The 18,162-nt window shown below is 64.2% G+C and carries 20 protein-coding genes and 1 pseudogene; 7 read left to right on the forward strand and 14 right to left on the reverse strand.

Features of this window, described 5'->3' with window-relative positions; all coding sequences use genetic code 11:
- The 4 genes from E6C70_RS08625 to dcm form a co-directional block, all read right to left on the reverse strand.
- Entirely contained in the window at window positions 1-1,593 is a 1,593-nt protein-coding gene (locus E6C70_RS08625; RefSeq protein ID WP_136424137.1) for an ATP-binding protein, read from the reverse strand.
- Entirely contained in the window at window positions 1,590-2,051 is a 462-nt protein-coding gene (locus tag E6C70_RS08630) for an EcoRII N-terminal effector-binding domain-containing protein (protein ID WP_136424138.1), read from the reverse strand. The genes E6C70_RS08625 and E6C70_RS08630 overlap by 4 nt, the downstream gene beginning before the upstream one ends.
- On the reverse strand, window positions 2,051-3,826 hold the full coding sequence (locus tag E6C70_RS08635) for a DEAD/DEAH box helicase (protein ID WP_136424139.1): 1,776 nt from the start codon (window positions 3,824-3,826) through the stop codon (window positions 2,051-2,053). The genes E6C70_RS08630 and E6C70_RS08635 overlap by 1 nt, the downstream gene beginning before the upstream one ends.
- 99 nt (window positions 3,827-3,925) lie before the next feature.
- The gene (gene dcm, locus E6C70_RS08640) at window positions 3,926-5,155 is read right to left on the reverse strand and encodes a DNA (cytosine-5-)-methyltransferase (RefSeq protein WP_328590825.1); all 1,230 of its coding nucleotides are present in this window, start codon (window positions 5,153-5,155) and stop codon (window positions 3,926-3,928) included.
- 85 nt (window positions 5,156-5,240) lie between these two features.
- Here dcm and E6C70_RS08645 point away from each other — a divergent pair, with 85 nt between their 5' ends.
- From E6C70_RS08645 to E6C70_RS08665, 5 genes and pseudogenes are all read left to right on the forward strand, one after another.
- A complete protein-coding gene (locus tag E6C70_RS08645; RefSeq protein WP_168770891.1) occupies window positions 5,241-7,424 on the forward strand; it encodes a sigma factor-like helix-turn-helix DNA-binding protein in 2,184 nt (727 codons plus the stop codon).
- Between the two features lie 3 nt (window positions 7,425-7,427).
- Entirely contained in the window at window positions 7,428-7,883 is a 456-nt protein-coding gene (locus tag E6C70_RS08650; RefSeq protein ID WP_136424141.1) for a very short patch repair endonuclease, read from the forward strand.
- Window positions 7,884-8,442: 559 nt separating this feature from the next.
- Window positions 8,443-8,943: pseudogene (locus E6C70_RS08655) on the forward strand (alpha/beta fold hydrolase); the annotation flags it as partial.
- Between the two features lie 539 nt (window positions 8,944-9,482).
- Window positions 9,483-9,875: a hypothetical protein gene (locus E6C70_RS08660; protein WP_136424143.1), complete on the forward strand. Its 393-nt coding sequence runs from the start codon at window positions 9,483-9,485 to the stop codon at window positions 9,873-9,875.
- A gap of 199 nt (window positions 9,876-10,074) precedes the next feature.
- Window positions 10,075-11,796: an HNH endonuclease signature motif containing protein gene (locus E6C70_RS08665; protein ID WP_136424144.1), complete on the forward strand. Its 1,722-nt coding sequence runs from the start codon at window positions 10,075-10,077 to the stop codon at window positions 11,794-11,796.
- 144 nt (window positions 11,797-11,940) lie between these two features.
- Here E6C70_RS08665 and E6C70_RS16650 read toward each other — a convergent pair whose 3' ends face one another.
- Window positions 11,941-12,306, reverse strand: coding sequence for a type II toxin-antitoxin system death-on-curing family toxin (locus E6C70_RS16650; RefSeq protein WP_168770892.1), 366 nt, complete (start codon window positions 12,304-12,306; stop codon window positions 11,941-11,943).
- Window positions 12,303-12,506: a ribbon-helix-helix protein, CopG family gene (locus E6C70_RS08670; RefSeq protein ID WP_136424145.1), complete on the reverse strand. Its 204-nt coding sequence runs from the start codon at window positions 12,504-12,506 to the stop codon at window positions 12,303-12,305. The genes E6C70_RS16650 and E6C70_RS08670 overlap by 4 nt, the downstream gene beginning before the upstream one ends.
- Window positions 12,507-12,634: 128 nt before the next feature.
- Between E6C70_RS08670 and E6C70_RS08675 the strand changes: the two genes are divergently transcribed.
- Complete coding sequence (locus tag E6C70_RS08675; RefSeq protein ID WP_235833358.1) at window positions 12,635-12,895, forward strand: anaerobic C4-dicarboxylate transporter family protein; 261 nt, start codon at window positions 12,635-12,637, stop codon at window positions 12,893-12,895.
- A 147-nt stretch (window positions 12,896-13,042) separates the two neighbouring features.
- On the opposite strand, the gene E6C70_RS08680 is transcribed toward E6C70_RS08675, so the two are convergent.
- From E6C70_RS08680 to E6C70_RS17225, 3 genes are all read right to left on the reverse strand, one after another.
- On the reverse strand, window positions 13,043-13,969 hold the full coding sequence (locus tag E6C70_RS08680; protein WP_136424146.1) for an NAD-dependent epimerase/dehydratase family protein: 927 nt from the start codon (window positions 13,967-13,969) through the stop codon (window positions 13,043-13,045).
- The gene (locus E6C70_RS08685) at window positions 13,966-14,559 is read right to left on the reverse strand and encodes a TetR/AcrR family transcriptional regulator (RefSeq protein ID WP_136424388.1); all 594 of its coding nucleotides are present in this window, start codon (window positions 14,557-14,559) and stop codon (window positions 13,966-13,968) included. The genes E6C70_RS08680 and E6C70_RS08685 overlap by 4 nt, the downstream gene beginning before the upstream one ends.
- 216 nt (window positions 14,560-14,775) lie before the next feature.
- On the reverse strand, window positions 14,776-14,907 hold the full coding sequence (locus tag E6C70_RS17225; RefSeq protein WP_207670073.1) for an ATP-binding cassette domain-containing protein: 132 nt from the start codon (window positions 14,905-14,907) through the stop codon (window positions 14,776-14,778).
- An 82-nt stretch (window positions 14,908-14,989) separates the two neighbouring features.
- Here E6C70_RS17225 and E6C70_RS16655 point away from each other — a divergent pair, with 82 nt between their 5' ends.
- A complete protein-coding gene (locus E6C70_RS16655) occupies window positions 14,990-15,487 on the forward strand; it encodes an NINE protein (protein WP_168770893.1) in 498 nt (165 codons plus the stop codon).
- Window positions 15,488-15,594: 107 nt separating this feature from the next.
- On the opposite strand, the gene E6C70_RS17305 is transcribed toward E6C70_RS16655, so the two are convergent.
- The 5 genes from E6C70_RS17305 to E6C70_RS08720 form a co-directional block, all read right to left on the reverse strand.
- Complete coding sequence (locus tag E6C70_RS17305) at window positions 15,595-15,693, reverse strand: PfkB family carbohydrate kinase (protein ID WP_207670074.1); 99 nt, start codon at window positions 15,691-15,693, stop codon at window positions 15,595-15,597.
- Window positions 15,694-15,708: 15 nt separating this feature from the next.
- A complete protein-coding gene (locus E6C70_RS08705) occupies window positions 15,709-16,110 on the reverse strand; it encodes a carboxymuconolactone decarboxylase family protein (protein WP_136424147.1) in 402 nt (133 codons plus the stop codon).
- Window positions 16,107-16,634, reverse strand: a complete 528-nt coding sequence (locus E6C70_RS08710) for a MarR family winged helix-turn-helix transcriptional regulator (protein WP_207670075.1) — start codon at window positions 16,632-16,634, stop codon at window positions 16,107-16,109. Before E6C70_RS08710 ends, E6C70_RS08705 begins: the two co-directional genes overlap by 4 nt.
- Window positions 16,631-17,491, reverse strand: a complete 861-nt coding sequence (locus E6C70_RS08715) for an MBL fold metallo-hydrolase (RefSeq protein WP_136424148.1) — start codon at window positions 17,489-17,491, stop codon at window positions 16,631-16,633. Before E6C70_RS08715 ends, E6C70_RS08710 begins: the two co-directional genes overlap by 4 nt.
- Window positions 17,492-17,558: 67 nt before the next feature.
- Window positions 17,559-18,146, reverse strand: coding sequence for a TetR/AcrR family transcriptional regulator (locus tag E6C70_RS08720; protein WP_207670076.1), 588 nt, complete (start codon window positions 18,144-18,146; stop codon window positions 17,559-17,561).
- Between the last annotated feature and the right edge of the window lie 16 nt (window positions 18,147-18,162).

Consider the following 18,162-nt stretch of genomic DNA (forward strand, 5'->3'; position numbering starts at 1 on the left):
CTAGTCCTCGTCTTCGGGATCCGGAAGGTCCTCGACGAGTCGCCGGAGTGCCTTCGAGACGTCGATTCGAATGTCCTCGAAAATGTCGCGGGTCGCCGTTTGGGCGCTCCTGAACTCTGCGCTTGCGAGGGCCCAGAGCAGGGAGTCCAACGCTTGGATCGTGTTCCCTGAACTGCGGTTGGGGAGATACACCTTCTCGTAGTACGGGTGTCCCTTGTTGAGGCGCACGCCTGGGTTGGTCCCTATGTACGCCGGTTCGTAGAGCACTCCATCGCGAAGGGAGTCGACAGGTTCGACGAACACCTTCTGTCCACCGGTTTCCACATACTTGACGGTAACTGGCCCGTACTCGTTCGAGATGGTGGCTTGGCCGTGAGCCTTGTCGACCTTCTCCAGATGAGCCGAAGGTATCGACGTCGCCGCGTCCGCGATCGCCGCATTTGATGACGCGTGCATGGAGGGCTGTGCAAGTGTGGCTGTGTCGGCCCGTCGCCCTTCGCGGTATCTGTTCTCCGCTTCGCGCCGTGGCGGCGTAAGAGCTTCGGTGATGACAGCGACGAGTGCGGTGTCCAGATCGATTCGGGATTTCTTGATGTCGACTTGGAAAGCGTCGTCGAGCTTGTGGTCGAAGGACAACTCTGCCCGACAGAGGGTGAAGTGCGGTTCTTGCAACCAGATTCCGAGCCAGTCGGGCCCATGGATCATCCGGTCTTCGCGGTACACATAGATGCCCTGAGACTTATTGTTGAGGCGAGCATCCTTGGGACCATCCTCTCCAAGGGCTGATTGGAGCTCGGCCTTTCGCGGCAGAATGAACGCGCGGAGCGTCATAATGGCGTAATCCTCTGGACCAACTTGGACGCTGATGTCTTTGCTGTAGAGCTCTGACGAGCCGAAGGCAAACGGATTCCAGAATGCGATGGGCTTCTTGTTCAAGCTGATCTCAACCGTCTGCGCCCGGTCGTCATCAGGATCCAAGAACCGTTGGAACACCATTGCCAAGTGTTCGCGCAATGCCGCTTCGTACTTCTGTATCGCTTTCACAGCGTGGATTCCGGTTGGGGCCGAGTAGTCGCGCAGAATACGGTCGACCTTGCCCCATCGCACGACGGTTCCAGTAGCTCCGGTCGAAATCTCGTCCAGGAGACGGGTATCCAGTTCATCGGCGGTGTCCAATACGGCCACCGTCCAGCCGTGCTCACCGACTTCGTCCAGGTCCCAAGCCGCGGTGACCGGCCCCCCTTCGGTGGAACTACGAGACGTCACCATGAGGCGGCGAGCGAAAGAAGTGGATGCCGTCTTCAGCCCGAGGCCGAACTTGCCGAGGCTCGAGGGATTGTCGCGATGTGCAGAGCCATACTTCAGCGCGTTCACAAGGCCGTCAGTATCCATGCCGAGCCCGTTGTCCGCGACGCTGAATCTCACCCGCCCGCGGGCGTCCAAGGTGAACTCGACCCATACTTTCGTCGCTTGGGCGGCAATTGAGTTGTCCACGATGTCCGCGATCGCGGTGTTCAGGACATAGCCGGTGTCACGGAGCGACTCGGTAATGCGTTCGGGGCTTGGGGTGACATCGTGTCGTGTCTCACTCAACGGCGGATACCTCTCTTTGTGGATCGCCAAGTCCCGGACAGGACGACGATGCCGTCGCTGGGTTTCGGTTGAATTGCGTCTGTAACGACGGCTTCTTTCGGCTCGAGTGACAGGTAGTAGACGCCGTCGTCATCCTTGGTGAAGACGAGCGAATCTCCCGCCTTCGCGTGCGCTTCGCGTAGATAACGTGACAAACCGGTCAATCGGTACTCGTTGCGAGTGGAGCTGCCAGAGAGTCTGCCGTTGTAGTAGATGTAGTTCAGGGCCAGTTGATTGCCCGTGCTCGTGTCGACAACACGAAGTGACGTTCTCGGATTGAATTCGTCGGGGTTCAGACCGGGAAAGAAGGCGAGTGCGGACTCAACTCGCGGAACGACGATTCCGGCTTGGTGGCCGCCGGTTTCGCCTACGTCATTGCGACTGAGCTCTTTGATCAGAGTCTCGTAGTAGTCGATCATCAATGGAAACTTCCGCTTGGGGAAATGGCAAGGGCCGCAATCAGGTCCGATTGGCCGGGTTCGTCGGAAGCAGACGAAAGCCCCGCGGTCTGCAACCTCCGTTTGATGTCGAGTCGGCTCATCATTACATCCTCGACGGTGTCAACGTAGTACAGGTAGTACACGAAGACGGGCTTGTGTTGGCCGCGGCGGTGTGATCGGGCGCTCGCTTGCGCAACGATCGCTGGGTTCCACTCCGGGGTGAAGTGAATCACATAGTTGGCGGCTTGGATGTTGAGGCCAACTCCAGCGGCCCTCGGGTTGAGCACCAAGACACTGGCCCCGACATGGGCCGAGAAGTCATCAATGATCGCCTGACGCTCGGCCGGTGAGCTGCGGCCGTCGACCGTGGCGACGAACATGTTCGGGAAGAGTTCCCGAACCGAATGGGCAAGCGCGTCAATTGAGTCAATGAACGAGCTGAAGATCAGCGCTTTCGACCCGTCACTCCCCAACCCCTCAAGGATTTCGCGAAGTCGGGCAAATTTAGGGGAGGCGACGAGGAGGTCATCATCGGCACCCGCCGAACCTGCGCAGATCTGTCGGAGCTTGGTCAGAAGCGCAAGTGGAGCAGTGTGGCCCGTCGTTCGTGCGTCCTCGTATGATCTGGCGATCTGCGCATCGACATAAATCGGCGTCACGATGTCGACGCGCTCGGGAAGATCAGTCGCAACCGAGGCCACAGATCGACGGATCACGAGGGGTGCAACGCGGCGGGAAAGCTGCTCGGCGGCCATTTCGTTGTCCGGAAAGCGACTCTGGAACTCGGTCAGCGAGCCCAGGTGGTCGGGAGCCAAGAACTCGAAGATCGACCAGAGGTCGGTGAGTGAATTCTCGATCGGCGTTCCGGTGATAGCGATTGCTGCCTGTGTACGGAGTTGCTTGACCGCTGCACTGCGGCGCGAGTCGCGGTTCTTGATGGATTGAGCCTCGTCAAGGATGACGACGCTCCAGTCGATCATCTGAAGCATCGTCTGGTCGCGGGTCGCCGTTTCGTAAGTTGTCAGGACGACATTGAACCTAGACAGCGCACGGTGATCGCCCGTCCGCCGAGAGCCGACATGAGACGTCACGGTCAGGTCACGTGCGAACTTGGCGAATTCCCGCTCCCAGTTCGCGAGCGTGCTGGCTGGTACCACAATGAGCGCCGTGGATTTGGAGGCGCGGGCCAACTGACTGACGACGTAGAGCGCCTGCATCGTCTTTCCCAAGCCCATCTCGTCCGCGAGAAGCGCGCCTAACCCCTGTTCGACAATGGAGGTCAGGTAGGTTGCACCACTGACCTGGTACGGGTAGAGGGTTGCGCTGAGAAGGCCTGCGTCGAACTCGCGCGTGCGGCTCGAAACGTTTGAATTCCCGGAGATCTGGGACAAGACGGAGGCGTCGACATCGACGTAATCGTGCCAGACGAGCCAGAGGAGTTGGTTCATTGCGAGAGGAACGCCGAGTTGGATGCTCTCGCCTTCAAGAGCGGCACGAACTTCGCGGAGTGTTGGCTCGTCGATTGCCCACCAAGTGGCTTCAATCACCACGTGGTCGACAGTAGGCCATTCGACTATCGGAGCGCTGTGTGAATCAGCGGATGCCAATCCCAGACACAGCTCGCCGTCGGTCATGGTGAGTGCCAGATCAAGAACGAGGAGCCCCGGCTCGAAGTCGATCTCCAACTGATCGCTGGGACGGGAGACTGTGATCTCGCCGATTCTGCGTAGGCCTTCGAACTGAGCGTCGAACACGTCGAGCGCCCGCAGCGGCAAGGGATCGCCGCCCTGTCTGACCAGGACCGCAGATTGTGGTTCCCCTCGAAGCGCCCAACGCCATGCACTCAAGGCGCTTTACCGTGCCCCGCGGCGAATCGCCGCGCCAAGCTCTTCTGCCACTGACGCCATCACTGGAACTACCACCGAATTTCCGAACTGGCGATATGCCTGTGTATCGCTAACCGGAATATCAAAGTCATCAGGAAATCCCATCAAACGGGCGCACTCCCTGGGTGTGAGTCGGCGAGGGTTCAACCCCTCCCCCCGCCAGACGAGGATCTCCGACCCATCTTTGTGATATCGGGCCGACAGTGTTCGGGACGTGGAAGTGCGAGTGACCGTCCCATAGCCGAACCCATTGCCGGCGGCCTTGTGCTTGGCCGCGTATGCCTGAAGGTAGGCCCATAGTCGATCACTGAGAACGTACCTCTCTGCGACTCTTCCGGTTTCACCGTCAATGAAAGGTGCCAAGGCAGTCTCGCTGCCGTCTTCTACGTGAAGCACTGAATCCATCGTCGGTGGAAGCGTTGCCGAGGGCCTGACTCGGGACCAGTCGAATGATCCGCCGTCACGCAGGCCGATCATGATGATGCGCTCGCGATGCTGGGGAACGAATCCGTTGGCATCGATGACCTTCCAATGGAGCGCATATCCGAGGTCATCCTCGAGAACTCCACGGATGATCTGGAACGTTCGCCCTCGATCGTGACTGATGAGATTCTTGACATTCTCAAGTAAGAAGGCTTTAGGTCGTTTCTCCGCGAGCACTGCGGCGACATTGAAGAACAACGTGCCCTGAGTCTTGTCTAGGAATCCGTGGTCTCGTCCCAAGGACGCCTTCTTGGACACGCCAGCCAAGGAGAAGGGTTGGCAGGGAAATCCCGCGGCCAAGATGTCGTGGTCAGGGATACTGGAGGGATCAATGACCGTGATGTCACCGGCCACGGCGTGTGTCGGCGCATGGTTCGCCGTATACGTTCTGACCGCATACTTGTCCCATTCGCTGGTGAAGACGCACTCCGCCCCAGCTGACTCAAGCCCCAGGCGTATGCCACCGATGCCAGCGAACAGGTCGATGAAGGTCGGACTATCCGTCGAAGTCGAACGAGTATGCGCGGGTGGCCCGAAGAGCTGGTCCAAAGCGGGCGACAAGTGACTGGGTGCCGACACATCGGCGCGTGCCCAGCGTTCGATTGTGCGCGTCGAAGTTCCCAACCGCGATGCTACCTCGATCGGCCCGTAGAGTTTTGCGAGCGCGCCGATGCGTGCCGATACGTCTGACTTTGATTCAATTGCGGAGGTCACGTGTTTAGTTTGGGACGACCCAACGACATTCTGTCGGATTGTTGTCCCTCCGGCGTGGCGGGCAGATGAATCTAGGAGGTTCGGGATGGCGCACCATATAGAAGAAGTGCGCTGGCTTGACGTGCTCCCCTGGCTCGATCGTGAGGGCGGAACCGAGTGGCTTCGAGCACTACCGTCAGCAGCTGCAGGAGTCCCGGCCAATCTTCTGGCTTCGGCGGCCGACTTCGCGATAACACGCCATTCGGCGTGGCGCCTCTCTCACCTCTTTCCATCCTTGGCGGCGGATCTACGTCTCGACACCCTCGGGCTCTCTGTGCGTGCGAGCAATATCTTCGTCAGGGAAGGAATCGCGAAGTTCGGGGAGCTCGGTCCCCTCAGCATTCGCGACCTCTTCCTCTTGCGAAGCTCAGGGGCCTTGACAGTTCAAGGCGTCGTGGAGCGGCTGATATCCGTCGCCGTCCGGCCAACCTCGGAAAAGCGCCGGTCGGATATGGCCGAACCCGCCCTGAGTACTTTCGCTGAGGTTGAGCAGCGGGTGTGGACCACGGCCGAAGCCACTTCCGTCGGCGAGGCGCTCCATGCAGTCGCCATCTGGAACAGCGCACTCGGTCTGTGGGACGCGCCACTGGTCACCGCTTCCCCTCCTGGGTTGACACTTCCTCCCTCGGTCGAAGCGGCACAGTCCGTGCTTTCGAATCTCACGGCTGGTGCTTGGTTCGTGGCGCGGGATGCGCCGCCGGCGCTCTCTGACGTCCTCGCCAGGCACCTCGCCCTGTTGAGCGAGAAGGAGCTCGTCATCGTACGCGGACGAGTCTTGGCCAAGAGCCCCCAGACGCTAGACCAGATCGGAAAAACACTGGGGGTCACGCGGGAGCGCATCCGGCAGATCGAATCCAAGGTCATGACGAGAATCGCCTCGTGGGTGGACGATGCCTCGGACTTGGGACTGTTCTCGCTCGCTATTCGAGCAAAGGTGCACCGCCTCTCCCGGTTGGCGTCCATGTTGGAGGAGATGCCTCAACTCACCCACGGCATCGTAGGTCTGGACCAGCCTGCATGGTTCGTCTTGGACCGTTTCGACGATTCGTTCGAATCCGACGGGACGTGGATCGCCGAACCATCGATCGACGAACTTCGCGCTGAAACCGCACTTCGCTTCCAAGCGGCCGAGATCGGGCCGGGGCTCGCTCCGATGGTATCTCTGCGTGAGTCGACGATGGACTGGACGGCATTGAATGACGGTGATCTCGAAGACTGGCTGGAAGATTGTGGCTATCGGCCATTGGAAGGGCACTTCCTGGCACCGTCGGTCAAGTCGGTTCCCGACCTGGCGGCGTCGCTTCTGCAGATCCGGGGTGTTGCTTGTTCGCTGGACGACATTCACTCCGCGGTAGTCGCCGATCGGTCAATCGGAACCTTACAGAACGCGCTAAACGTGGACCCTCGGTTTGTGCGACTTGACCGATCAGATTGGGGGCTATCGGAATGGGGAGCCCGAGAGTACACCGGTATCCGGGATGCCATCGAGCTCATCGTGCAGGAGAGAGGCTCTATCACGATCGATGAACTCATCTCAGACCTGACTTCGTCGTTCACCGTGTCGCCGCGGAGCATCCTTGCGTACGCGTCAGCGTGGCCATTCGCCCTCACCGACGGAGTGGTCCAAATGGCGGCCGCGCCGAAGGTGGTCCAGAAGTCGCTCAGCCAAACGAGAAACGTCTATCGGGTTGGTCCAGATGCGTGGGCGCTGCGTATCGAGGTCTCGGGCGAGCATCTTCGAGGAAGCGGGTCGCCGTTGCCGTCCAGTCTGGCGGCGGCCTTGGGAATGATGCCGGGCGACCGAATGTCAGTCGAATCACCTCATGGTCCTGTAACTCTGAGCTGGATGACGCTGCAACCCTCGCTTGGCAGTATCCGAACGAACCTCCTCGAGGCCGATCCTGAGATTGGCTCGGAGGTCCTGATGACAATCAGTAAGACGGCAATCAGCTTCTCGGCTCCTTCTGTCGATGGTGACAGAATCCGCCGCGCGCGATCGCTGATGGGGCTTCCTGACTCGCCGGAGTTGATTGCAAGCGACGTCGCCGTAGCTGTCGGGCTCTCGAGTGCAGCGCCTTGGTCAACAGTCGTTCACGTGCTTCGCGACAGGGGAGAAAGTGATCTGGCGAGTCTTCTCGTGGAGATCGTTGGACACAACCCCGCTTACGACCTGCCATCGAAATTAGTAGCCAAGTCCAAGTACTCCATCGTGTCGATCGAGGACCACTGACCCATGACATCTAGGCGATCTGATGAAGGGTCGTCGTGGGCGTCCAGTTTCAATGCGCGTCAAACGATGCGAGCAAACAAAGGTCGAGACACCAAACCCGAGCTGGATGTGCGTCGCCTTCTCCATGCACATGGCTATCGGTACAGAGTGAACCACCGCCCCGATCCATCGCTGAGGAGGACGGCAGACATCGTCTTCACGCGGGCTCGGGTTGCCGTGTTCATCGACGGCTGCTACTGGCACGGCTGCCCTGAGCATTTTGTTTTGCCGACCGCAAATCGAAACTTCTGGGAAGCGAAAATAGTTGCGAACCGCATTCGGGATGCCGAGACAAGCCGCCAACTTGTTGAACGTCAGTGGACAGTCCTTCGATTCTGGGAGCACGACACGGGGCCGAGTCTGAGAGCGGTCGTTTCAGAAATTGAAGCGGCGGTCGACGCGGCATTTCGGCGACGATGACGAATGCAGGGCTCCGAGCCCTCGAAGTGCCGAATACGAAGCATCGAATCGAAGCCCATCCTCGTCCTCCGACTGGCATTTCAATGATTCAGGATTGGCGATGGAGAATTCGGGCATTGGCTCTTTTCTATGGCGCAAGCAAACCGTCAACCAGCCTCTCCAACTGAAAGTTGGCGCCGCGACAGGCTTCGATTCTCGGCGCTATGAGGATGATCGTCCGTCGAGGCGACCGTGTCTGCAGTCGTTCCCAGTCGCCCGGTGCGTCGACGGCCGCTCGCGAAGGTCGTTGTCTTGGGAATCAGCCCGAGTCAGTGCTCTCGAGTGCCCGACAACTGCGATGTTCGAGCGGAGTCGCACCGCAAAGGTGTTTGGCGCCGATCCAGCGGGGAAGCCTAATGCGATCTATTCGGTAGCAGTTCCCTAACGCGTTGCGCCGCAACGTCCCAGTTGTCGAGCAATGAAGCTGCGTCGGACATCCGCGCTACCCCCCTAACGATGTGGTTCGCGGGCGCTCGAAGGATCTTCGTCATCGCACCGAGGTCCTTGACTCGAGACCCTCGACCTGAGCGATGTCGTCCTCGTCGGCAATTCGATCGGCGGATGGATCGCCGCCGAGGTGGCGCTGCGTCATCCGGACCGGCTCGGCCGCGTCGTCCTGGTCGATTCGGTCGGCATCGACGTGGAGGGACACCCCGTCGCGTCCTCGCTGGCGCCCGCCCAGCTCGCCCAGTACAGCTGGTACGACCCCTCGAAGGCGCCCAGCATGGACCCGGCGACGATGCCACCCGCCCTCGCGCAGATGCGCGTCGCCAATCAAGCCGCCCTCGCCGTCTACGGCGGCACCATGAGCGACCCGACGCTGCTGGGCCGCCTCGACGGCATCGACGTTCCCGTCCTGGTGCTGTGGGGCGAAGCCGATCGTGTCGTCGACCCCGACTACGGGCGCGCGTTCGCCGCCGCGATCCCCGGTGCCCGGTTCGAACTCCTGGCGAAGACCGGCCACGTACCGCAGATGGAGACGCCCGAAACGCTTCTCGACGCCATCCGGCCGTTCATCTGAGCGGTTCGTGGGTGACGCTCGGACGGCATCCGCGAAACACCCCCGATCCGGGGGGCGCGCGGCGCGGCATCGCTTGGATAGCGTTCCTTGACTGAGGGGGACCGGATGCCGCGCACGCTGCTATCGACGGCCGCCGCGCTCGCGGCCGTCGTCGCGCTGATGGTCGGCTCGGCGGCTCCCGCTTTCGCCGAAGATGGAACTCCTCCGCCATCCGTGCCCGTCGAGGATCCCTCGCCTCCAGCGGATCCTCCGCCCCTCCTTCCGGACAAGAGCGACGCGCCGATATCGACCCCGCCTGAGACGCCCGTCATCGGCGACTTCTCGGATCCGCCCTTCGACAACCTCGGGAGTGCGCCCGCGCCGGTCGTCTATCCTCCGGTGACCTACGTCACACAAGCGGAGCTGCAGGCGGAGGGATCGCGGCGTTCCTCTGAGGGATTCGCGTGGCTGCGCGACGCGACCGCCGCCTACACTGCTGCCGGAATGTCGTTCGCTGACGCAGAGACGGCGGCGCTGGCGCCGATCTCAACGCCATCACGATGCGACCCGACTTCGACCTGCATCCCTATCTGCCCGCATTCCGGATGCGCGGTCCGGGCGAGGCGGCGTCCGCCATGCCCAGCACCACTCTTTCGCGCGGAACCATCGAGTCGGCCGGGGTCTCGATCGAGGTTCCGGTCGCGGCGACCATCGCGTTGAGGCTGCACAATCTCGCGGGCAAGCCGGCCCTCGTGACGCTCGGCCAGGACGGCGAGGAGGTCGTCAGCCGGGCGGTCGGGCCCAATCGCACGGCACTCGTCCGGGTTCACCTGGACGCGGGCGCCGATGTCACCCTGTCGATCGCCGGCGCGAACGACATCGATTCCGGCGTCACGGCGCGCTTCGTCCCGCTGCCCGTCGATGGGTGGGAGCACGTGTTGACCGGGCGCTGATCGCGTTCGCTCGATCGCCTCTCGGCGGTGCTGGGCCAGCGACTCTCGGTGGTGCTGGGGCCAGCGAGCGAGCCACTGAGTGGCATCGGAGGCGGCCGCTATCGGCTCACGAAGCCGTTCGGTAGTCAGACACTCCTGAGTTATCCACAATAGAACAGATATACGAGTGAATGTCAGTGGGTCGCGCCATGATTGAGTCATGGGAAACCCGCTCGAGGCCTTCGACCGCAGCGTCAGCGCGGTACATGAGGCGTACGCGGGCTCCGTCCCGGCATTCGGGATGCAGCCGCGCGGGCTGGACGAGGCGTTGGAGTCGATGGCGGATGCCGGACTCTGCCGCATGCTGAACGTTCTGGCCCTCGTTTCGAAGGTGGCTGACGGGCTGATGGCATCCGTTGCCGATCATGTCGCTCGCCGTTCCCGACCGGAGTTGGGCCAGGAGGGCCTTGCGAAGCAACGCTCCTTCGCGTCTCCCCAGGGGTTGATCGCGTCGGCGACGGGTGGTTCGATGCGTGAGGCGTCCAAGCTCATCGGAGTGGGTGAGGCGACGGCGACACGACTAACGTTCAGCGGTGAACGGCGCGAGCCCAAGTACCCGTCGATCGCAACAGGTCTGGCCTCAGGCCGGGTCAGCCTGGATGCCGCTGACGCGATCACAGGCATGCTCGATCGGGTCGCTCCGCGGGCGGATGCCGCGATGATGTTCACCGCCGAGCAGTCTTTGGCGGCCAACGCACCCGAGAACAGCCTGGAGTTCGTGCGCAAGCTGGTCAAGGCGTGGGAGGCGCGGCTCGATCCCGACGGCGTCCAGCCGCGCGAGGACGAACTGCGGCGTGGGCGGTTCGTATCCATCACCGAGGATGCCGACGGATCAGTGGTACTCAAGGGCCGGTTCGATCCCGTCAACGGTGCGGCCATCAAGACTGCAGTCGAAGCGATCGTCAATGCCGAGTTGCGCAAGGCGCGGGATGCGTACGGGTCCGGACAGGTTCGGTCGGTCTGCGAGCACGTGAGCATCGACGTCGACGGGCGGCCGGTGCCGGCAGCGGATGCCGCGGCAGTCGAGGCATCATGCAGCTGCACCGACCCTGACCTGCAGGAGACCCGCACCATCGGCCAGTTGCGCGCCGACGCACTGGCGGATCTGTGCCGGCATACGCTGGGGTGCGCCGAGTCGGGAGTCGCTGCCTCCACGACCGTGGTCGTGCGCACCGATCTCGACACGCTCACGGGCCAGCTCGGCGCGGCGAGAATCGACGGCATCGACCAGCCGATCTCGGCCGAAACGGTCCGCGAACTGGCGGCCTCGGCCGGCATCATCCCGGTTGTCATGGGTTCGGGTGGCGAAGTTCTCGATCTCGGCCGCGAAGAGCGCCTGTTCACGCGCGCGCAGAAGATCGCCTTGGCAGAACGCGACGGTGGCTGTGCCGCTCCGGGCTGCGGCAGGCCGCCGCAGCTGACGGAAGCCCATCACGTGGACTGGTGGGACCGAGATCGCGGTCGCACCGACCTGAACAACGGCGTTCTGCTCTGCAGCTTCCACCACCATTCGCTGCATCGGGCGGAATGGACGATCCGCGTGATCGACAACCGGGTCTGGTTCATCCCGCCGGTGCACGTCGACCCCGACCGGAGGCCCAGACCGGGCAACAACCTCGCACGCACCTGGGCCGTGCCGCCGCCGGGATCACCACCGGTCTCGGTATCGGTATCGGCATCGCCATCACCGGAGCGATCGCCATCTCCATCACCAGAGCGATCTCCATCACCAGAGCGATCGCCATCATCCTTGCCAGAGCCAGAGCCAGAGCCAGAGCCAGAGCCAGAGCCAGAGCCAGAGCCAGAGCCAGAGCCAGAGCCAGAGCCAGAGCCAGAGCCATCGCTATCGCACTCAACGTCCCCGCGTTACATCGCGGCCTGACGGCGGGGCCCCGAGCGGGAACCTCCTCGGTGCGACGGAGTCCTCGCTCCTCGCGCACCGGCTCGTCCTGGCGTGCTGCGGGAGTCGCCTCCGCGTTGGAGACCGACGTCGATCGACATGGCGGTGTTGTCGGTGGCCTCGTCCCTACGCGAGCGGACTCAGGTGCTCTGCGATCCACGCGGCGGCATCCGCTCGACCGATTCCCGCCGCGACCGAGCGCGCGAACCGATCGATCTCGACCTGCGGGGCCACCAAGTCGAAGCCGTTCAGCTCGCTGAAGGCGGCGGCCACGAGCCAGGAGAGACGCTTGTTGCCGTCGAGGAGCGGATGGTCGCGATTGATCGCCGACAGTAGTGCGGCCGCCTTCTCGGGCAGTGTCGGGTGAACTTCTTCTCCGAACACCGGCATCGGCGCCGCGAGTGCGCTCAACAGCAAGCCGCGGTCGCGCAGGTGCCAGTCGAGGCGATCGATCAGCAGTTCGACGTCGGCAGGGTCGAGGTATTCGGTCACTGCGAGAGCAGGTCGAGAGCCTCGGCGTCGCGCTCGAGCACGCGGTCGAAGGCCGCACGGCTGCGCTGCGAGCGGTCGAGGCGGACGGCTCGCTCCTCGATCGCGATCGCTACGATCTCGTTCTTCGAGCGGTTCTCGCGCGCGGCCATCTCGGTCAGCTGCGCGTCCTGCCCGGCCGTCAATCGAAGGGTGAGTGCCATGGGTTCCTCCTCGGTATCACGACGATACCATTGACCTCCCGTTGCGCCCGCCACCGACGCCGCGGCTACTGGTGCCGCACGACGACGCGACAGTAGGCTCGCAAACGCCGGCGAGTCGAGGGGACGCGATGGAGACAGTGTTCGTCATCCTGCAGGCCGTCGTCGTCATCGGAGCTATCGTGCTCGGTGTTCGCACCGGCGGCATCGGCCTGGGGCTGTGGGGCGTTGTGGGCACGCTCGTGCTGGTGTTCGTGTTCCGGCTGCCACCCGGGTCGCCTCCCGTCGACGCGTTCTTCATCATCATCGCGGTCATCACGGCGTCGGCGGTGATGCAGGCGGCCTTCGGCGTGGACCCTGACGTAGATGCCACCCCCCTCGTATCGCAATGACGCGATCGGGTCCTGCCGGGCTGCTCGCAGAGCGGCGCGGGTCCAGCGAGGAACGCGATGGCCATCACGAGCACGACGATGCCGAGGATCGACTGCGGGTCGAACTGCCGTCAAGCCTCGGCACCCGCTCGACAGGCTTCTGAAGCGTCACAAGAGCGAGCGCGACTGACGAAGCCCGTCGTCGACGGTGCCGTAGCGCGGCTCCCATCCGAGCTCGTCGCGCGCCTGCTGCGCGGAAACCTGCAGGTCGATGCGCGTCATGAACTCGCCCGCGTAGGGGGCTGCGGCGCGCAACACGCCGACGGGCGCGCGGAGGGGCGCCGGCAGTTCCAGCACGCGCGAGGCGGTCTGGACGTACTCGCGCCAGCTGACCCGCTGTTCCGAGGCGACGTTGTATGCGGTGCCCGGCCGACCACGATCCAAGGCGGCGACTGCGGCGGAGGCGGCGTCGGCGTGGTGCACGAAGGGGATCGCGCCGTTCCACGACGTGACGGGCAGCATCCGTCGCCGTAGCCCCGCGGCGACGGTGCGCACGTCTTCGCCGTACAAGATGCCGTAGCGCAGCGCGATTCCGTCGATGCCTTGAGCGGTGAAGACCTGCTGCTCGGCGGAGACCAGCGCCGCGAAGGTCGGGTCGGCACCGGTGCCCTCGAGCTCGCCGAAGGGAGCGCTTTCGTCGACCGGTGCGGGATGCTGCCGGCGGAATCCGTAGCCGAGCACGATCGACTGGGTGACCATCCGGGTGGCGCCGACGAGATGAGCGACCTCGACGAGGTGCGCCGTGCCGCCCTCGCGGAGCACGTTCGTCGCCGTCATCGAACCGTAGAACAGGGGCGGCTTGCTCAGCGCCGTGAGCTGATGCATGACGGTGTCCGCCCGTTCGCCCGTGAGGCTCGCGAGCAGGGCGTCGCGGTCGAGCACGTCGGCGACGACGGCATCCGCCCCGATACTGCGCAGCCGGTCGGCTGACTCAGGACTGCGCGTGATGCCGAGCACCTCGTGTCCTGCGGCAAGCAGTTGCGGCACGAGCTGTCGGCCCAGGGCGCCGGATGCTCCGGCGAGCAGCACTCTCATGATGATCCTCTCGCAATGGCGGCATCGGCGGCGTCGGCCACCGCGTCGAGAAAGGCATTGCGGTCGATGCCCAGTGGGTGGCTTCCGCCGTAGATGTCGGCGAGCAGCCAGAAGTGCGAGACGGCGCCGATGAAGACCGCCGAGAGGGCGGCGCGTGCGCGATCGGGAAGCGACGGCTCGAGCTGTACGACGCCCGCGGAGAGTGCATCCGCGAGGCGCTGCAGCTCGGCGGTGCGGAAGAGTTCGAGCAGGTCGGGAAACGGGGCGAGGTCGCGCACGAGGATGCGGTTGAGGTCGCGCTCGGAGTCGAGGCGCGCGAGGGCGGCGGCCGCTATTGCACGAAGGGAGGCTCGGCGGTCGGGAGCGGCTTGGACCGCGGCAATGAGGGGGAGCAGATCGTCGGATGACTCGATGCGCGAACGGATGCCGGCGTCCAGCACGGCCTTCTTCGAGCGGAAGTGCTTGTAGAGGCCGCCCGAGCCTGGCGCGAGTCCGGCCTCCTGCTCGATGAGCGCGACGGACGTGGCGGCATACCCGCGCTCGCCGAACAGCCGCATCGCCGCATCCGTGATGCGGTCCTTGGTGGTCATGACATTAAAGTAAGTGCTTGCTTGCCTTCGCGCAAGCGCGGTTTGCTGGGTGCCCGGTTCGTCGGCGAAGATGATGCGCGGGTCGTTCACGAGCGCTCGGGCGATGACGGTGCGCTGCTTCTGCCCGCCCGGTGAGGAGAACTGCCGGAAGACGAATCCGAAGGTCTTGTTGCGCGCGGCATTCAGCGCTCGGCCGTGCAGGCTCGCCGCATCCGGTCAGGAAAGCTCGATGGTGCCGCTCGTGGGCACATCGAGTAGCGCCGTGACGTGCATGAGGGTGGACTTGCCCAAGCTGCTCTTGCCGACGATGGCGAGCGACTGATTCGCCGTCGAGGTGTACTCACTCACTGCGCCGTTGGCGGGTCCGACCTTCCTGGCCGCACGAGACCTACGAGCTGGTCGTGGGAGCGGGGATCGATAGATTGAGTCGGTGAGCGATCTCGAGCCGATGCCCCAACGCCAACCCCAGCCACCAGCCCTGCCGGCGATGGAGCAGCCGAACCAGCCGGCGGCACCGGCTGGTTGGTATCCCGACAACACGGGCCAGCTGCGCTGGTGGGACGGCAGCCAGTGGGGTTTCTACGCGCCAGCACACGCTCCGAGCTATCAGGCGGCCCCATCGTCTGCCGTCCACGTTCCTTCCGCCGTCGGCTATCTGCCGGTTGCTCCTGTCGTCCTCGTGCGTGCTACCAAGACGGTCGGCACAGCTGTCGTCCTGTTACTGTTCCTCGGCGGATTCGGTGCTCACCACTTCTACCTGCGTCAGTATCCGCAAGCCGTCATCATGATCGCCGCATGGTGGCTCGGATGGATGACGAGCCTTCTCGGCATCGGCTTGCTGCTCCTCCTGGGTGTACTGATCTGGTGGATTGTGGATCTGTGCACGATGCGCTCACAAGTCGACGCTGCCAACGCGCGCCCGTACTGACGCGACGGCGCATCGGGTCAAGGCGTCCTGAGCGGCTCGAGCTGCGACGGCGTTGCGGAGGAGTCGATCGTTCCAACGCTGCGCCGAGTACGCGCCCGCGACGACAGCTACGCGTGTCGCGTCGACGAGCCCGGCGCCGCAGCCAATGAGGCTACAAGGGCGCCAACGAAGGCGTCGCCGGCACCGGTGGTGTCTATGCGGTCCAAACCGTGACGGAGGACTCACCCGCCGTCGACAGCTCCGGCCTGCGGTGCGGTGGTGAGGATGGTCGCCATGGCGAGGGAGGGTGCTGGCTGACCGAGGTAGGCGGTGAGGAGCACCATGAGGTCGGCGAGTCCCCGTTCGGTGACTCCGGCGGAGCGGGCGGCGTGGAGGTAGGTCACTAGACGCTCATCGGTGACGTGCTGGCCGACGAGGGCGGCGATAACGGCGATGTTCCGATCGCGGTCGGTCAGGTCGTCGCCGTGCCATCCCGGGCCGCCGGCGGCGAGGAAGGCTTCGCGGGTGTATTGCTCTCCGGCCCGCTCGGACAACAGGGCTTCGGCCTGATTCTCAGTGACGCCGATGTTGCGGGCGTACACCGCGCGGCCGGCGGCGCGGCGGTCTTCACCGGAACTGCTCATATGCACGATCCCGGGTCGTCGGCGTCGCCGATGATGCCGTAGAGGGCGCTGCGGAGGAACGCCGACTGAGCGGCATCGAGGGCGCGCACGGCTGCTCTCTCCGCAGCGTGTGCGCCATCCGCGATCTTCGCCCGTGCTTCGTCGCCCTTCTCGGTGATGGCGGGAATGCGGGCGCGCCGGTCGCGAGGGTCGACGCGTCGTTCGACGAGGCTGGCCTTTCCGAGCCGGTCGAGCTCTGCCGTGAGGGTGGTCTTGTCCATCCCGAGCGCCTGGCCGAGTTCGATCTGGGTCAGGTCCGTCGTCTTGTGAAGCGCGCTGAGAACGATGTGGTCTCGGAGCGTCAGCCCGTGCCGCTCGGCCTCTGCCCCCACGACGGCGTGCATCCGTTGCGCCGCTCGGTGAAGCAGCCAGGTCAGCTCCGAGTCCGGTCCCGGGCCCAGAGCGACGCGCGACGGTTCGATCGGTGTCCCTGCCGGCTTCCCGGCGGCAGCGACGCGCTCCGTGTCCTTGGTCTCGGTCGTCATCGGCCGGGGTTCGGAAAGGGCGACGGCAGGGCCGGGATGGCACCGTAGGCCCCGACATCGTGAGCGGGGACGATCTGCATGAGCCGGCTGAGAGCGATGCTGCGCCCGAGACCCGTCCGCACGGTCTCAGCATCGACGTCGGCGACCCGGCGCAGCAACCACGGCCGCTCGGCGCCTCGTGTGATGCCGTCCATCTGCCAGGTGAGGTCGCCGATGAAGGCATACCGATCGCCGGACGGCAGGGTGACGAACACAACGACGGACCCGTCCGTGTGCCCTCCGGCGAGGGCGACGACGACGGAACCGTCCCCGTGCACGTCGTAGCTCGCGGGGAAGCCGAGGTACGGAGGACCGTCGAGAGCGTACTCGTGTACCTGCAATCCCTTCGACACGGCCCGGAACACGGCGCCGTGCGAGTCGTCGGCCGCGTATCGCCGTTCGCGGTCGTTGATCCAGACCGGAACGCGCAACGAGTCCAGGCCGCTGACGTGATCCCAGTGCACGTGCGTCACCAGCACGCCGAGAAGTCGGGACCGGTCATAGCCGGCAGCGTCGAGTTGCTGAGCAACGGTCTCGCCCTGCTCGTGCGGGGCGCGCTCGATGCGGGCCAGCATCGCCATGTGTTCGCCCACGTGTTCGCCGAACCCTGCGTCGATCAGCAGATCGCCGGCAGGGTGGGTGATCAGCACGGCAGTGGCGGCGAATCGTCGCTTATCGCGGAACGAGCCTCCCGTGACGGCGAACGCGGCTCGAGTGGAGTACGTGCCCGTCGGTAACTGATACATGGCCATACCGGCGGGCGGAGAGGCGTCAGGCAATGGGCCCTGCCAGAAGGTGGGCGGCTGAGAGGAGGTCATGCATAAATAGTATGAGCTCGGATTATCCGAGTCAAGAGCAATCGGGTTGAACCACCGCAGACGACGATCATCCCCTCGACCGCCGCGACCCGGCCGAGGCGGCGACGAGGGTGTCGACCAGTTCCTCCGCCGTGGTGTGCCACTTGTCGGCCGAGAGATGTCCGCTCAGCTCCATGCCGGCGATGCCGTGAGCGCTCGTGAGAAGGAGCGCCCCAAAACGCCGTGCGTCATCCGACCCGACCAGTTCGCTGACGATTGCGAGAAACTCGTCCTGAGCGAGCGAAGCCGCTCGGACTGCTGTGTCGGGATCGCCTCTCGGCGTGCTGAACATCAGACGGTAGAGGTGCGGTTGCGTTCTGCCGACGCGGATGAGGGACAGCAGGGCGGTTCGCACGTGGTCCTCCGGCGCGCCGCCGCGGTCGCGGACCCCGTGGAGGTCGGATGCGAGCCACTCCCACTTCTCGGCTGCCACCACGGTGAGCAGACTCTCCTTATCAGCGAAGTGCCGGTATGCGGCTCCCCGGGAGACCCCGGCCCGCGCCCCGACGTCGCGCAACGTCACGGCTTCCGGACCTCCGGCGTCCAGCAGTCCGGCAGCCGCGTCGACGAGCGCACGGCGCGTCGCTGCGGCGGACTCGCTTCGCGAAACCATCATCCGTCCACTCTACAGT

The sequence above is a fragment of the Orlajensenia flava genome (assembly GCF_004801905.1).
Classification (GTDB): domain Bacteria; phylum Actinomycetota; class Actinomycetes; order Actinomycetales; family Microbacteriaceae; genus Orlajensenia; species Orlajensenia flava.

Coding starts and splice junctions, on each gene's coding strand:
- E6C70_RS08630 (WP_136424138.1), bottom strand. CDS start 2,051: ATGATCGACTACTACGAGACTCTGATCAAAGAGCTCAGTCGCAATGAC.
- E6C70_RS08645 (WP_168770891.1), top strand. CDS start 5,241: ATGGCGCACCATATAGAAGAAGTGCGCTGGCTTGACGTGCTCCCCTGG.
- E6C70_RS08650 (WP_136424141.1), top strand. CDS start 7,428: ATGACATCTAGGCGATCTGATGAAGGGTCGTCGTGGGCGTCCAGTTTC.
- E6C70_RS08660 (WP_136424143.1), top strand. CDS start 9,483: ATGCGACCCGACTTCGACCTGCATCCCTATCTGCCCGCATTCCGGATG.
- E6C70_RS08665 (WP_136424144.1), top strand. CDS start 10,075: ATGGGAAACCCGCTCGAGGCCTTCGACCGCAGCGTCAGCGCGGTACAT.
- E6C70_RS08670 (WP_136424145.1), bottom strand. CDS start 12,506: ATGGCACTCACCCTTCGATTGACGGCCGGGCAGGACGCGCAGCTGACC.
- E6C70_RS08675 (WP_235833358.1), top strand. CDS start 12,635: ATGGAGACAGTGTTCGTCATCCTGCAGGCCGTCGTCGTCATCGGAGCT.
- E6C70_RS08680 (WP_136424146.1), bottom strand. CDS start 13,969: ATGAGAGTGCTGCTCGCCGGAGCATCCGGCGCCCTGGGCCGACAGCTC.
- E6C70_RS08685 (WP_136424388.1), bottom strand. CDS start 14,559: ATGACCACCAAGGACCGCATCACGGATGCGGCGATGCGGCTGTTCGGC.
- E6C70_RS08705 (WP_136424147.1), bottom strand. CDS start 16,110: ATGAGCAGTTCCGGTGAAGACCGCCGCGCCGCCGGCCGCGCGGTGTAC.
- E6C70_RS08710 (WP_207670075.1), bottom strand. CDS start 16,634: ATGACGACCGAGACCAAGGACACGGAGCGCGTCGCTGCCGCCGGGAAG.
- E6C70_RS08715 (WP_136424148.1), bottom strand. CDS start 17,491: ATGACCTCCTCTCAGCCGCCCACCTTCTGGCAGGGCCCATTGCCTGAC.
- E6C70_RS08720 (WP_207670076.1), bottom strand. CDS start 18,146: ATGATGGTTTCGCGAAGCGAGTCCGCCGCAGCGACGCGCCGTGCGCTC.